The organism is Bacillus sp. FSL R9-9530 (assembly GCF_038008145.1).
GTDB lineage: Bacteria > Bacillota > Bacilli > Bacillales > Bacillaceae_G > Bacillus_A > Bacillus_A mycoides.
The window spans coordinates 2843753-2859641 of record NZ_JBBOYO010000001.1 but is presented as its reverse complement, the minus strand read 5'-3'; the positions used below and the strand labels follow the sequence as shown (position 1 = coordinate 2859641).

Below are 15889 nucleotides of genomic sequence, written 5' to 3'. Positions count from 1 at the left end.
ATTATGCAAACGCAAAGTACTAAAAGGCACATTTCAATGGTTTCATTAGTTTTTCTAGTATTATTTTCAGTGCTGAATGTATGGGCTCCAGTTATTCAAGCCGCTGTGATAAAAAATCCAGTGGACGAGATTAATATTTCTCGTACTGATGGCACAACATCTGAACCATATCAGGCTTCAGATGGTATGAAAGTAGAAGTGAAGTGGTCAGCTAAAGAGCAAATAAAAAGTGGAGATCAATTCACAATTGATATGCCAAAAGAATTTAGAAAAGATCTTATGAATATGAGTTTTCCTTTAAAAGATGCTGAAGGCAAAACAGTTGGTACATGTGAGATGAAAAAGGGTCTATTAACGTGTACTATGGGTGATTATGTAGAAGGAAAGAATAACGTTAAAGGTTCTTTATTCGTAGAATTTTACTTTGGTCTAGAAGCATATGATGGTGTCCAAAAAATCCCATTAGAATTTAACGTTGATGGTCAAATCGTAAATAAAGAAGTAAGTGTAAGTAATACGACAGAGAGACCGAAGCCGCAGCCCAATACAGATAACCTATTGAAATGGGGTTCTTATAATCAAGAAGATCCGTCCATTGCTGATTGGCTTGTATATGTAAATGCAACTGGAACAGAAATGCAAGATCTTAAATTAACAGATACATTAGGACCTGGGCATGAGTTAATTACAGACAGTGTAGTATTAGAAGAGGCTGTATTTGAAGATGGTTATGCACCAACAAATATTAAGCCAGCAGATTTATCTAAAATTAAAATCAATGCAACGAAGACTGGATTTACAATTGAATTTCCAGACAGTTCAAAAGGTTATATTTTAAGATATAAAACAAAGATTACCAATCCCGCTGCAAAGCCTCATAAAAATACAGTGAAATTAGAAGGCAAAAATATTAAAACTGAAGAAAAAGTAGGAGAAGTATTCGTAAGTGGTGGGGGAGGAACCGGTTCAGGCGACGATAATCCACCTAGTATTGAAAAGAATATAGTTGATGAGAATGGTAAGCTTGTAGAGAATCAGCAGTTAGCGCAAATGGATCAACCTATTCAATATCAAGTTGGTACACATATACCAAACGATCCTCCTAAATACACATCTATGGTAATTAGTGATGATTTAGAAGATGTATTAGAAGTATTAGAGGCAAAAGTGTATGATCAAAATGGCCAAGATATTACTTCTAAAGGAACACTAAAGATAGATAAACAAAAAAGTGAAGTAATATTTACGTTCGGTGAGAGTTTTGACTATAAGTCATATGAGGACCAGATAATTAACTTGAATATTAAGGCGAAAATTAAAGCTGATGCAGACTTATCTTCTTACGTAGATAAGAAGATTCCTAATAAAGCAGAATTACATTTTGATGATAAGAAATTAACATCGAATGAAGTAACGGTTACGCCGCCGGAACTTCCAAAAGAAGGTACAGTAGCTATTCATAAAATAGATGCTGAGGATCCGAATAAAGAGTTAACAGGTGCCGAATTTGAAGTTCGAAATAGTGAGGATAAGGTTGTTGCAGTACTGAAAACAGGCGAAAAAGGTTTTTCAGCCCCTCAAACTTTAGCACCTGGAACGTATAAAATTTATGAAAAAGTAGCACCTGAAGGATATCAAAAATTAACAAGTCCGGTAGAGGTTACACTTCAAGCTGGAGAAACAAAAACAATTGAAATTAAAAATACCATGCAAAAGGGTCAAATTGAATTAAAGAAAATTGATTCGGAAAATGGTGGTAAAGCATTAGCAAATGCAGAGTTTGATATAGTAAAAGACGGTGTAGTAGTTGAGCATATTATTACAGATAAAGACGGTAAGGCAATTTCTAAACCGTTAGCACCAGGAAAATATATTTTAAAAGAAACGAAAGCGCCCGAAGGATACCAATTAAAAGAAAAAGAGTTCGAAGTAAATGTAACAGGGGACGGCATATTCCCAATAACAGTAGAAAATGCAATGGTAGACAAAGGTAATGTAGAAATTACAAAAGTGGACAAAGAAAGCGGCGCAGTATTAGCGGGTGTCGAATTTGAAGTCCAAGATGAGAAAGATAAAGTGGTAAGAAAAGTAGTAACAGATAAAGATGGAAAAGCAAACGTTTCAGATCTATCAGTAGGAAAGTACAAATTAGTAGAGACGAAAAGCTTACCAGGTTACAAGAAACTAACAGAATCAGTATCATTTGAAATTAAAAAAGGTATGACGACAGTCCTATCATTGAAAGTAGAAAATGAGCAGTTAGACAAAGGCTCATTAGAAATTACAAAAGTAGATAAAGACAGTCAAAAAGTATTAGAAGGCGTAGTCTTCGAAGTGCAAGATGAAAAAGGAAAAGTGGTAAAAAAAGTAACGACAGATAAAGATGGAAAAGCGAATGTCTCAGACTTATCAGTAGGAAAATACAAATTAGTAGAGACGGAAAGCTTACCAGGTTACAAAAAATTAACAGAGCCAGTATCATTCGAAATTAAAAAAGGTATGACAGAAGTCTTATCACTGAAAGTAGAAAATGAGCAGTTAGATAAAGGCTCAGTAGAAATTATAAAAGTAGATAAAGACAGCCAAAAAGCATTAGAAGGTGTAGTCTTCGAAGTGCAAGATGAAGCTGGAAAAGTAATAAAGAAAGTAACAACAGATAAAAATGGGAAAGCAAAAATTGCAGACCTATCAGTAGGGAAATACAAACTAGTAGAAGTTGAAAGTTTACCAGACTATAAGAAACTAACAGAGCCAGTATCATTTGAAATCAAAAAAGGCATGACCGAGGTACTATCATTAAAAGTAGAAAATGAAATGGTAGATACGGGAAACGTAGAGATAACGAAGATAGATAAAGATAATAAGGCGCCGTTAGCGGGAGTAACGTTTGTTGTCCAAGATGAGAAGGGCAATGAGGTGAAAAAAGTAACGACAGATAAAGATGGAAAAGCAAATGTTTCAGATTTACCTGTAGGAAAGTATGAATTAGTAGAGGTAGAAAGTTTACCTGGTTATAAAAAGTTAGAAAAACCAGTATCATTTGAAATTAAAAAAGGTATGACGAAGTCTTTAACATTTACTGTAGAAAACGAAATGGTGGATACGGGGAATGTTGAAATCACGAAAATAGACAAAGATAGTAAAGCACCATTAGAAGGTGTTGTGTTTGAAGTACGTGATTCAAAAGGTAAAGTAGTTACTAAAGTAACAACGGATAAAGATGGAAAAGCAAATGTTTCAGATTTATCTATTGGAAAGTATGAGTTGGTAGAAGTAGAAACACCAGCCGGATACAAACCACTAGAAAAACCAATTTCATTCGAAATTGAAAAAGGTAGAGTTACAGCATTACAATTAACTGTCGAAAATGAATTAGTGGATACAGGAAATGTAGAAATTACAAAAGTAGACAAAGAAAATAAAGATGCTTTAGCTGATGCCGTATTTGAGATTCAAGACGAAGCAGGACAAGTAGTCGCTAAAATAACGACAGATAAAAAAGGGCACGCACAGGTTACTAATTTATCAGTTGGAACATACAAGTTGGTAGAGGTAAATGCACCAAAAGGATATAAGCAATTAGTAGATCCTATTACTTTCCAAATTGAAAAAGGTATGACAAAATCTCTTGCTTTAACAGTAGAAAACGAAATGTTAGACAAGGGTAATGTAGAAATTACAAAAGTAGATAAAGAAGGCCAAAAAGCATTAGCGGGCGTAGTCTTTGAAGTACAAGATGAGCAAGGAAAAGTAGTAACAGAAGTAACGACAGATAAAGAAGGAAAAGCAAAAATCTCAGACTTATCTGTAGGCAAGTACAAATTAGTAGAAAAAGCAGGCTTACCGGGATACAAAAAACTAACAGAGCCAGTATCGTTCGAAATTAAAAAAGGTATGACGAAAGTTTTATCATTGAAAGTAGAGAACGAAAAGTTAGATAAAGGTTCAGTAGAAATTACAAAAGTAGATAAAGACAGTCAAAAAGTATTAGAAGGCGTAGTCTTCGAAGTACAAAATGAGCAAGGAAAAGTAGTAACAGAAGTAACGACAGATAAAGAAGGAAAAGCAAAAATCTCAGACTTATCTGTAGGCAAGTACAAATTAGTAGAAAAAGCAGGCTTACCAGGATACAAAAAATTAACAGAACCAGTATCATTCGAAATTAAAAAAGGTATGACGACAGTCCTATCAATGAAAGTAGAAAATGAGCAGTTAGATAAAGGCTCAGTAGAAATTACAAAAGTAGATAAAGACAGCCAAAAAGTATTAGCGGGCGTAGTCTTTGAAGTACAAGACGAAATTGGCAAAGTAGTAACAAAAGTAACAACAGATAAGGAAGGAAAAGCAAACGTTTCAGACTTATCTGTAGGCAAGTACAAATTAGTAGAGAAAGAAAGCTTACCAGGTTACAAAAAGTTAGCAGAACCAGTATCATTTGAAATTACAAAAGGTATGACAGAAGTTCTATCATTAAAAATAGAAAATGAAATGGTAGATACGGGAAATGTAGAGATAACGAAGATAGATAAAGATAATAAGGTATCGTTAGCAGGTGTAGTCTTCGAAGTTCAAGACGAAACTGGCAAAGTAGTAACAAGAGTAACAACAGATAAGGAAGGAAAAGCAAACGTTTCAGACTTATCTGTAGGAAAGTACAAGCTGGTAGAAGTAGAGAGCTTACCAGGATACAAAAAATTAGAAAAGCCGGTACCATTTGAAATTAAAAAAGGTATGACAAAATCTCTAGGGTTCACTGTAGAAAACGAAATGGTGGATACGGGGAATGTTGAAATCACAAAAATAGACAAAGATAGTAAAGCACCATTAGAAGGTATCGTATTTGAAGTACGTGATTCAAAAGGTAAAGTAGTTACTAAAGTAACAACGGATAAAGATGGAAAAGCAAATGTTTCAGATTTATCTATTGGAAAGTATGAGTTGGTAGAAGTAGAAACACCAGCAGGATACAAACCGCTAGAAAAACCAATTTCATTCGAAATTGAAAAAGGTAGAGTTACAGCATTACAATTAACTGTCGAAAATGAATTAGTGGATACAGGAAATGTAGAAATTACAAAAGTAGACAAAGAAAATAAAGATGCTTTAGCTGATGCCGTATTTGAGATTCAAGACGAAGCAGGACAAGTAGTCGCTAAAATAACGACAGATAAAAAAGGGCACGCACAGGTTACTAATTTATCAGTTGGAACATACAAGTTGGTAGAGGTAAATGCACCAAAAGGATATAAGCAATTAGTAGATCCTATTACTTTCCAAATTGAAAAAGGTATGACAAAATCTCTTACTTTAACAGTAGAAAACGAAATGTTAGACAAGGGAAATGTAGAAATTACAAAAGTAGATAAAGAGAGCCAAAAAGCATTAGCAGGCGTAGTTTTTGAAGTGCAAGATGAGCAAGGCAAAGTAGTAACAGAAGTAACGACAGATAAAGAAGGAAAAGCGACAATTTCAGATTTATCTGTAGGAAAGTACAAATTAGTAGAGAAAGAAAGCTTACCAGGTTACAAGAAGTTAACAGAACCAGTATCATTTGAAATTACAAAAGGTATGACAGAAGTCCTATCGTTGAAAGTGGAGAATGAGCAGTTAGATAAAGGTTCAGTAGAAATTACAAAAGTAGATAAAGACAGTCAAAAAGCATTAGTAGGCGTAGTCTTCGAAGTGCAAGATGAGCAAGGCAAAGTAGTAACAGAAGTAACGACAGATAAAGAAGGAAAAGCAACAATTTCAGATTTATCTGTAGGAAAGTACAAATTAGTAGAGAAGGAAAACTTACCAGGATACAAAAAATTAACAGAACCAGTATCATTCGAAATTACAAAAGGTATGACGAAAGTTTTATCATTGAAAGTAGAGAATGAACAGTTAGATAAAGGTTCAGTGGAAATTACAAAAATGGCTGCTGAAAGCAAGAATATATTATCAGGAGCTGTGTTTGAAGTTCATGATGAAAAAGGTAAAGTAGTAGCGAGAGTAACAACAGATAAAGAAGGAAAAGCAAAAGTCTCAGATCTATCTGTAGGTAACTATACACTTGTAGAAGTAGAAGCACCAAAAGGATATGAAAAATTAACTAATCCAATTCCATTTGAAATCACAAAAGGAATGATAAATTCAGTTCAATTAGAAGTATTAAACGAATTGAGTCATTTAGCACCACCAGGTCCAGAAAAACCAGATCCAGAGAAACCGGAAAAACCAGATCCAGAAAAACCGGAAACAACAGATCCAGAGAAGCCTGGAACAACAGATCCAGAAAAACCGGAAACAACAGATCCAGAGAAGCCTGGAACAACAGATCCAGAGAAACCTGGAACAACGAATCCAGAGAAGCCTGGAACAACGAACCCAGAGAAGCCTGGAACAACGAATCCAGAGAAACCTGGAACAACGAATCCAGAGAAACCTGAAAAAGAATTACCGAAGACAGGGCAGAAAATGCCTGTGGAACCATATATGGGAGCACTTCTTGTAATGATGAGTTTTGGATTACTCGTATTAGGTAGAAAACAGCAAAGATAATAAAAGTGAAAAGGTATCCTCAAAGTATTTGAGGATACCTTTTTTATCTTTATTTGGCATAAAAAAAGCATCTAGCAAAAGAATTAGCTGCAAATAAAAAACACAAGGGAAGATAAATGTCTTCCCGCTTCACGAATGTGCTTATTTCAAAAAAAGTATAAAAACTAGCTTTATTATATATATTTGATGTGTAAAGGTATGGAAGGAAAAGTTTATACGTTTTCGTAGTGTTTTGTTGAAAAAAGAGCAATCTATGTAATTAATTTTAATGATTTAGGAAATAAGTCCCGTTCTTAAAGCGTTTGAAGAGCGATAGTCCAATAGTAGGTGGGAGATGAAATTAGGGTTGGAATCTTATTGGATCTTAAAATGTAGAGGGGGAAAATAATGTGAAAAAAACTATTGTATGTTTAAAAACCTTATGTTACATTTGTGTTACAAGAGAGTTACGAATCGTGACTTTTGTTACGGTTTGTTTTCTGTTGCTTTTCGGTATGTTACAGATTATAGTTCGTATTCCAATTAGCTGAGAATGTTTAAAGCTGAAGAAATAGCAAACTATAAACGAAAAATGATTTTTCTATGTGTATAAGAGTGTGTGTAGTAAAGATTCTGAGTAAGGGCTTTATTAAAATTCCTTTCTGTCTTAAAAGAAGAAGAAAACCAACTACCAACTATTTAGGAGTTTTAAGTAATGATAGTAAATGAAATGTACAGTACATATTTACTTTCAGTCTAATTACTACACAGACTTTTATACATATGATGTTATTGTTTTAGTTATATATAGGGGGAGAGAAAATGAGAAAGTTATTAGCGGTAATTGGACTTACGTTTTTAATGCTAGCTGGATGTAGTAATGGGGATTTTGACAAAGCAATGGATGAAGGGAAGACCGCGTTAACGAATAAAGAATATAAAAATGCTTTATCATCATTTGAACGAGCACTAGATGAGAAAAAAGATGATTCAGATGCAAAAGTGCTTGTAGAACAAACGAAAGTAATGATTGAAGCAGTGAAGTTAAAAGAAGAAACAAAGGTAGAAGAATCGATCAAGTCATTTGAAAAAGTAGAGAGCGTGAAGAATGGAAGTAATGCGCTTATAAAACAAGCAAAGGAAGAACGAACAGCATTAGTAGCGATCTTAGAACAAAAAAAGAATTATAGCGAGCAACTGGCAAAAAGTGAAGAGTTAATAAGTAAGAAAAATTATACAGAAGCGAAAGAGATATTAAATAAGCTAGTTTCAGAAACAAAAGATAACAAGAACCTTGAAGAATATAATAAAAAGGCTTTAGGATTAATCACTAAAATTGGTGAAGAGGAAAAAACTGCAAAGAGTGTAACGACAGCAGCGAAGGCACAAAAAAATGATGCAGTAACGAGTCAAAAGGTAGCGACAGAAAAGAACCAAAAAGCAGAGACAGAAAAAAATCAAAAGGCAGTAACAGAAAAGAACCAAAAAACAGAGACAGAAAAAAATCAAAAGGTAGTAACAGAAAAGAACCAAAAAACAGAGACAGAAAAGAATCAGAAGGTAGTAACAGAAAAGAACCAAAAAGTAGAGACAGGGAAGAATCAAGATGCATTTACTTTTGAGAAAGCTAAAGAATATATCAAAAATGAATATAAAGAAGAATATAATTACACGCTAGAGGATACGCAAGTAGAAAATGGAAAGAAATATTATCAAATTAGAGTGCGTACGACATATAAAATAGAAGGTGCAGCTGGAGCAGGATTTACTGGAGTATTCAAGGTGTTCGAAGATGGTACAATTGTTGAAATGCACTAAATTGATGAAAAAGGTATCCTCAAAGTATTTGAGGGTACCTTTTTAGCATAAAAAAAAGCATCTAGCAAAAGTACTAGATGCAAATAAAAACACAAGGGAAGATAAATGTCTTCCCGTTTCCCGTAAGTAATTATATCAAAAAAATTATAAAAAACTAGCTTTATTTTTAATATAATGAATGTGTGAGGCTATGAAAGTAAAAGATTAAACTATTTTCATAGTGTTTTATTAAAAAGGAGTTGTATAAATGATTAATTTCAAGCCAGAAAATTTAAACCAACTATTAAAAGTGACGCTTATAAGTGCGAATAAGTCTTATGATGCGATTAAAGAGTATGAATTTACGGGAGAAGCAGTAGTATTCCGTGTAGACTTCGAATATATTGACGTTTCTCTAATGATTATAGATATGTTAGGAAGAACTGCTTCTAAATTTAACATTTTGCCATACGCTCGCCCTAATACGAATGAGATAGATTACATTCAGTTTCAGGTGTATTCCATTAATGAAGGGAATTTTAAAGAAATGCTCGACACAATGTAAGGAACTATAATTTTACAAAACTGTATATAACAACTAATATATAATTAATAAATTCATATAATTGGAGTGATGAGATGCAGCCGTTAGAGAGGGAGATTCATTCTAATATGCTAAAAGTGTGGAGAATTCATGCTTTAATTGGGGCGGCAGTTATACTAGCAGTCGTAATTGCGTATTTCTTTTTTATGATTAACTTTAACTGGTGGGGCTGGTTGTTTGGATTGTTAGTGACAGGAGCAGTTCTATACATACCACTCGACTATTTTGTATTTCCAAATTTACGTCAACGTTATTATAGTTACAGATTAAATGAAGAAGAGATTGAGATTCAAAAGGGAATGTTCGTTGTAAAACGCGTACTTATTCCGATGATCCGCGTGCAGCACGTAACGATTGAGCAAGGGCCAATTATGAGAAAGTATAATTTAGCAGAATTACATATTTCAACAGCGGCAACTTCTCATAGTATTCCAGGTTTAACGAAAGAAGAAGCAGAACAGTTGAAAAGACAAATTGGAGAGCTTGCGAAAGTGAGTGATGAGGGTGTATAAGAGGCAACATCCGATCACGATATTGTTAGGTATTCGAATTGCGACTTTGTTGCCTTTTATTTTTCTTGTTTTATTTCGTTCAGATGGTGAAGTAAAACCTTGGTATTTCTTACATCTTGTTCTTTTGGCCATATTATTTATTATGGCAATTTTCTCAGCTATAAAATGGTATTTCAAAGTGTACTGGGTTGAAAATAATATTGTACATATTAAACACGGTGTTTTTGTGAAGAAGGAAAGTTATTTAAATAAAGATCGTGTGCAAAACATTAGTACATCTTCTAATGTCATTTATCAAATGCTTGGGCTTACGAAATTAAATATAGAAGTAGCGGGCGGCGGTAGTGAGCCGGAAGTGATGTTAGCTGGTATTAAAGAAGATGAAGCGAAGGAACTGATTGCCTTATTAAATAAAAAAAGAAGCGCTGCGAGTGAAGAAGTACCCATAGCAGAAGAAAGTAAGACGATTTATCAGTTAACGATGAAAGAGATTTTAGTAGCTTCCATTACGTCTGGTAGATTTGGATTAGTGTTTTCTGGATTACTTCTTATTTACACAGAGTTTAATCAATTTCTTCCAGAATGGCTCATAAATAAAGTGGAAGCGTATGTGATGGATAACGGTGTATATGAATTAATCGTTATGGCCGCGATTTTAATGGCGGTTTCGTGGGTCGTTTCGACAGCTGGTTATGCGCTAAAATATGCGAACTTTAAAATAGAGCGAAACGGAAATGAAATTCGTATTGTGCAAGGGTTATTTGATAAGAAAGAGTTTGTCTTAAAGCTCCACCGCATTCAAGCAATTACTGTGAAAGAAGGAATTCTCCGCCAGCCTTTCGGTTATTGCTCTGTCGAAGTGGAAGTCATTCAAAGTATAGAAGCGGCAGGGAATGAAGTGATGTTACATCCTTTTATGAAGAAAAAAGATGTACAGCAGCTACTTGCCTATTTACAGTTGCCATATGAAATAGAAGAGGAAATCGTTCATTTACCGAAGGCTGCATTACGCCGTTACGTCGTAATGGGCTGGATTACAAGTGCTGTGCTCGCTGTGCCAATCGCTGGTGCGAGTATATATTTTAAACAACATACTGCGTTGTTCGTTCTTATACCGCTATTTATTGTATTTACAATACTTGCATACGCTAGATATAAAAGTGGTGGATATATGATACGAGACAATCAGTTAGTAATGGTGCACCGAGGTCTCGCGAAATATACAGGGATCATGCGAAGAAGGCATGTTCAAGTAGTAGGATATAATCAGTCGCATTTTCAAAAGAAAGATGAGTTATGTACAGCTGCTGTAGCGGTGGCGGGACATGGTTATGAAGTGAAGCATATGCGAAAAGAAGACGCGCTTCGCATATATAATTGGTACAAAGAAAAAGGAAACACCGTGTAATGGTGTTTCCTTTTTGTGTGTCGTCATTTGTCGATAAGTCGATATATTCGAAAAATCGCTAATATAATTTCATGTACCGAGGTCTCTAAACTCAGAAACTTAAACTAACACATCAAAAGTAGTCACGAACGACGGGCGCGAGAAAATGCTTTTTTGTTGTTCTGCATGTGGATGCGCCTGAGCCTGAGCTTGTCCCTCTGCTTGTGCAGGGCGTTTTTTATGAGCGTTTTCGAATGAACGTGATTCTGTCCAGTCTTTAAAGTTTTGCTCAGTTTCCCACATCGTTAAGATGACATATGTATCATTACTTAATGGGCGAAGAACACGGATTGCTTGGAAGCCAGGCTCATTTTCGATTAGACCAGCACGGTTTTTAAAACGGTTTTCAAATACAGGGCGACCTTCGTCTGTTACAGAAATGTTGTTACAAACGATGTAGCCAGATTGTCCTTTAAATTCTCCAACAGCGTCTAATACGTCATACTGAAGTGTCGATTCTACAGATTCTTCAGTATTTTCTTTATAAAACATATCTTTTTCGTTATTTTTTGCAGTGAAATGTGCTTGTTCTAGAGGTGTTTCGTATGAAATAATAGCCTTCATTTTAATGCCCCCTTTATGGTTTGTCTCTATTATATCAATTCTCTTAAAAAACTTCGAAGATTATATACATAAAGATACTTCTTTTTCAAATAATAAATGTACCATCATTTGGAAAGAAGGCCGATGTATGAAGAAAGCAAAGTGGACTTTATTAGGCGGGGTAGCAACGTTCGTAGTAGCGATTGTACTCTATAAACTTATTGTGTTAACTGGTGGCTATATGATGGATGAAAAGCAGCTTGTTTTCCACTCTTCATCACGTATCGTTGACCAGAAAGGAAAAGAAATTACGAAGTTATATGTAGAAAATAGAGAGCTCGTGCCGATTGAAGAAATTCCAAAGTACGTGCAGCAAGCATTTATTGCTGTGGAAGATTCTCGTTTTTATGAGCATCAAGGAATTGATTACCCTTCTATATTTCGGGCGCTTTATAAAGACGCGTTAGCTGGAGAGAAGGTAGAAGGCGGTAGTACGATTACGCAGCAACTAGCTAAAAATGTCTTTTTAACTCGCGAAAAAACATTTACGCGTAAATTGAAAGAGGTCGCAATTTCTCTTCAATTAGAGCAAAAATATACGAAGCAGCAAATTCTTGAAATGTATATGAACCATATTTATTTCGGTCATGGGGCATATGGTATTCAAGCGGCAGCAAAGTTGTATTTTAATAAAAATGTAGAAGATTTAACAGTGGAAGAGGGAGCTATGCTTGCAGGGCTTCCGAAAGCGCCAAATGGCTATTCACCGTACTTATCCCTAGAAAAGAGTAAAGGGCGCCGTGATCTTGTTTTGTCACTTATGCATAAACAAGGCTATTTAACAGCGGAAGATAGTGTTCGTTACCAAGGGAAAACAATCGCTCTTTATAAAAATCCAGATGAACGTGAACTCGCATATATGCCGTATATCGATATGGTTATAGATGAAGCGGCGCGTTTATATGGTTTATCGCATCAAGAAGTACTGCGCGGAGGATATACGTTTGTCGTACCGATGGATGAAAAAGTTCAAAAGGTAGCATATAACCAGTTTCAAGATGCGAGAAATTTCCCTGGTAAAGAAAGCGGGGCGCAAGGTGCATTTTTATTAATGGATAATCAGACTGGCGGAATTAAAGCCGCGATTGGCGGAAGAGAGTATGTTCCGAGAGGGCTTAATCGCGTTTTTGCAAAGCGGCAGCCTGGTTCTGTTTTAAAGCCGCTTATCGTATATGGACCTGCACTTGAGACGAAGAAATATAATCCATATTCTTTATTAACGAATGAAAAAAGTTCGTTTGAAGATTATGAACCTCGAAATTATAATCATGAGTATACGAAAGAGATGACGATGTACGATGCGGTATTAGAATCAGCAAATGTGCCAGCTGTATCTTTATTAAATGAATTAGGGGTAGATGAGGGAAAGCAATATTTAGAGAAAGGGAATGTTCATATTGCAGACTCAGGTTTAAGCACAGCACTTGGCGGGCTGAAAAATGGTGTGTCTCCATTTGATCTTGTCAAAATGTACCGATCTTTTTTAGCAAACGGGAATATTATCGAACCGCACGTTATCGATAAAGTATTAAATAGACACGGGGCGGTCATTGGAGAATCATCAAAAGCTGAAACGAAAGTCTTTTCGAAGCAAACGGCATGGTATATGACAAAGATGCTTGAAGGAGTTGTGAAAGAAGGTACGGCGAAAGCTGGCGTATATAATGGAGCTTTAGCTGGAAAAACAGGCACAACTTCATTGCCGAATGATGACAATGGTGCGCGTGATATGTGGTTCGTTGGATATACACCGAATTTAGTAGGTGCAGTTTGGATTGGCTATGACCGCACCGATAAAGAGCATCAATTACAAGATGGAAATGCATCTGCAACGATGTTATTTAAAAAGATTTTAACGAAAGCAAACATACAAGATAAAGCGAGTTTTCATAGGCCAAAAGGTGTTGAAACAATTGGACTGCCAATTCGTTTAGATAAGATTCAAAACGTGGAAGCAAAACTAGCATTTAGTCCTTTCGGTTTATTTGCAATGAAACTAAGCTGGACGCCGCTTCCTGATGAGCGAATTATGTATCGGATTTATAAAGTTGAAAAAGGAATTCATACTCACGTTGGAACGGCAAAAGGAACGGGGAAATATGAGGAGAAGTTTATTAATATATTCTCAAAACCAAGTTTTTACGTTGTACCATATAACACACAAACGAACCGTGAAGGAGAAAAGTCAAAAGTAGCTAAACCGTAGTTTTTCTCTGTGCTATAATAAGAATGTTGTGAAAATAGTAAACGTTTTTACGAACGTTTGTGTCAATTTAATGAACAACGTACATAATGTTATGCATTTTGTTTTTACAAGCTGTATAGTAAAAAAAGATAAATATCGGAATAGAGCATATTTAAAGAAAAAGCATTGGTAAGGAAGGGAGCTAGGGTCTTGGTAAGAACTATAAATGAGACATTTTTAAAAGCATGTAGGGGGGAACGTACAGAGTATGTACCAGCATGGTATATGCGTCAAGCAGGTCGTTCACAGCCGGAATATAGAAAGATAAAAGAGAAATATTCTTTATTTGAAATTACACATAATCCAGAGTTGTGCGCTTACGTTACAAAGTTGCCAGTTGATCAATATAACGTAGACGCAGCAATTCTTTATAAAGATATTATGTCACCACTACCTGCAATTGGTGTTGATGTGGAAATTAAATCTGGCATTGGTCCAGTTATCGATAGTCCAATCCGTTCTTTACAAGATGTAGAAAAATTAGGGGAAATCAATCCAGAAGATGACGTACCTTACATACTAGATACAATTCGTTTATTAACGACAGAAATGTTAGATGTACCGTTAATCGGTTTTTCAGGAGCTCCATTTACGTTAGCGAGCTATATGATTGAAGGCGGTCCTTCTCGTAACTATCATAATACGAAAGCGTTTATGTATGCAGAGCCGAAAGCTTGGTTCGCTTTAATGGATAAGCTTGCAGATATGGTTATTACATATTTAAAAGCGCAAATTAACGCAGGAGTAAAAGCGGTTCAAATTTTCGATTCTTGGGTTGGAGCAGTAAATGTAGCGGATTACCGTATATTTATTAAACCAGCGATGGAGCGTATTTTTGCAGAAGTTCGCCCGATGGGTGTTCCAATGATTATGCACGGCGTAGGTGCTGCACATTTAGTGAATGAATGGCACGACTTACCGCTTGATGTAGTAGGTTTAGATTGGCGCTTACCGATTGAAGAAGCACGCGCACGTGGTGTTCACAAGGCGGTACAAGGAAATATGGATCCTTCATTCTTATTAGCACCTTGGCCTGTTATTGAAGAACATGTAAAAGGTATTTTAGATCAAGGGATGAAGCAGCCAGGTTATATCTTTAACTTAGGTCACGGCGTATTCCCAGAAGTAAATCCAGATACATTAAAACGCTTAACTACATTTATTCATGAGTACTCTAAAGAACAGTTAGCGAAGTAAAGGAGATTGTCTGTATGAAAAAGAAAATTGGTTTGCTTGTAATGGCATACGGAACGCCATATAAAGAAGAAGATATTGAACGTTACTATACACATATTCGCAGAGGAAGAAAGCCAAGTCCTGAAATGCTAGAAGATTTAACAGAGCGTTACCGTGCAATTGGTGGTATTTCTCCTTTAGCTACTATTACATTAGAGCAAGCTAAAAAGTTAGAGACACGTTTAAATGAAATACAAGATGAAGTAGAGTACCACATGTATCTTGGTTTAAAACATATTGAACCGTTCATTGAAGATGCAGTACAAGCTATGCATAAAGATGGAATAGAAGATGCAATTGCACTCGTTCTTGCCCCTCACTATTCTACTTTTAGCGTGAAGTCTTATGTAGGACGAGCGCAAGAAGAAGCAGAAAAACTTGGAAACTTAACAATTCACGGCATCGATAGCTGGTATAAAGAACCGAAATTTATTCAGTATTGGGTCGATGCAGTGAAAGGTATATATAACGGTATGTCAGAAGCAGAACGTGAAAAAGCAGTGTTAATCGTATCTGCACATAGCTTACCAGAAAAAATTATCGCACTCGGCGATCCATACCCGGATCAATTAAACGAAACAGCTGACTATATTGCACGTGGTGCTGAAGTAGCAAATTATGCAGTTGGCTGGCAAAGTGCCGGAAATACACCAGATCCTTGGATTGGTCCAGATGTACAAGATTTAACGAGAGAATTAAATGAAAAGTACGGCTACAATTCATTCGTATATGCACCAGTTGGATTTGTTGCGGAACATTTAGAAGTTTTATATGACAATGACTTTGAGTGTAAAGTTGTAACGGATGAAATTGGCGCGAAATATTATCGTCCAGAAATGCCAAACGCATCGGACGCATTTATCGACTGTTTAGCAGATGTTGTATTAAAGAAAAAAGAATCTGTAATGTAAGTAGAAAGGGGG

General features: G+C 35.6%; 9 protein-coding genes. 8 read left to right on the top strand and 1 reads right to left on the bottom strand.

The window, feature by feature from the left end; genetic code table 11:
- Positions 1 to 3 precede the first annotated feature (3 nt).
- The 5 genes from MKX66_RS14330 to MKX66_RS14310 all read left to right on the top strand — a co-directional run bounded on the left by MKX66_RS14330 (position 4) and on the right by MKX66_RS14310 (position 10843).
- On the top strand, positions 4 to 6543 hold the full coding sequence (locus MKX66_RS14330; protein ID WP_341086462.1) for a SpaA isopeptide-forming pilin-related protein: 6540 nt from the start codon (positions 4 to 6) through the stop codon (positions 6541 to 6543).
- 801 nt (positions 6544 to 7344) lie between these two features.
- Positions 7345 to 8340 carry a hypothetical protein gene (locus MKX66_RS14325; protein ID WP_341086460.1) on the top strand — a complete coding sequence of 332 codons (996 nt, stop codon included), beginning with the start codon at positions 7345 to 7347 and terminating at the stop codon, positions 8338 to 8340.
- A 247-nt stretch (positions 8341 to 8587) separates the two neighbouring features.
- Complete coding sequence (locus MKX66_RS14320) at positions 8588 to 8884, top strand: hypothetical protein (protein ID WP_003187801.1); 297 nt, start codon at positions 8588 to 8590, stop codon at positions 8882 to 8884.
- A 74-nt stretch (positions 8885 to 8958) separates the two neighbouring features.
- A complete protein-coding gene (locus tag MKX66_RS14315) occupies positions 8959 to 9435 on the top strand; it encodes a PH domain-containing protein (protein WP_002168951.1) in 477 nt (158 codons plus the stop codon).
- A complete protein-coding gene (locus tag MKX66_RS14310) occupies positions 9428 to 10843 on the top strand; it encodes a PH domain-containing protein (protein ID WP_341086459.1) in 1416 nt (471 codons plus the stop codon). Before MKX66_RS14315 ends, MKX66_RS14310 begins: the two co-directional genes overlap by 8 nt.
- Before the next feature lie 99 nt (positions 10844 to 10942).
- On the opposite strand, the gene hmoB is transcribed toward MKX66_RS14310, so the two are convergent.
- Complete coding sequence (gene hmoB, locus MKX66_RS14305; RefSeq protein ID WP_002011151.1) at positions 10943 to 11446, bottom strand: heme-degrading monooxygenase HmoB; 504 nt, start codon at positions 11444 to 11446, stop codon at positions 10943 to 10945.
- 127 nt (positions 11447 to 11573) lie between these two features.
- Here hmoB and MKX66_RS14300 point away from each other — a divergent pair, with 127 nt between their 5' ends.
- The 3 genes from MKX66_RS14300 (at position 11574) to hemH (ending at position 15877) form a co-directional block, all read left to right on the top strand.
- Entirely contained in the window at positions 11574 to 13691 is a 2118-nt protein-coding gene (locus MKX66_RS14300) for a transglycosylase domain-containing protein (protein WP_341086458.1), read from the top strand.
- A 189-nt stretch (positions 13692 to 13880) separates the two neighbouring features.
- Positions 13881 to 14927: a uroporphyrinogen decarboxylase gene (gene hemE, locus MKX66_RS14295; RefSeq protein ID WP_002011155.1), complete on the top strand. Its 1047-nt coding sequence runs from the start codon at positions 13881 to 13883 to the stop codon at positions 14925 to 14927.
- A gap of 14 nt (positions 14928 to 14941) precedes the next feature.
- Positions 14942 to 15877, top strand: coding sequence for a ferrochelatase (hemH, locus tag MKX66_RS14290; RefSeq protein WP_002030249.1), 936 nt, complete (start codon positions 14942 to 14944; stop codon positions 15875 to 15877).
- The last annotated feature ends 12 nt before the right edge of the window (positions 15878 to 15889 follow it).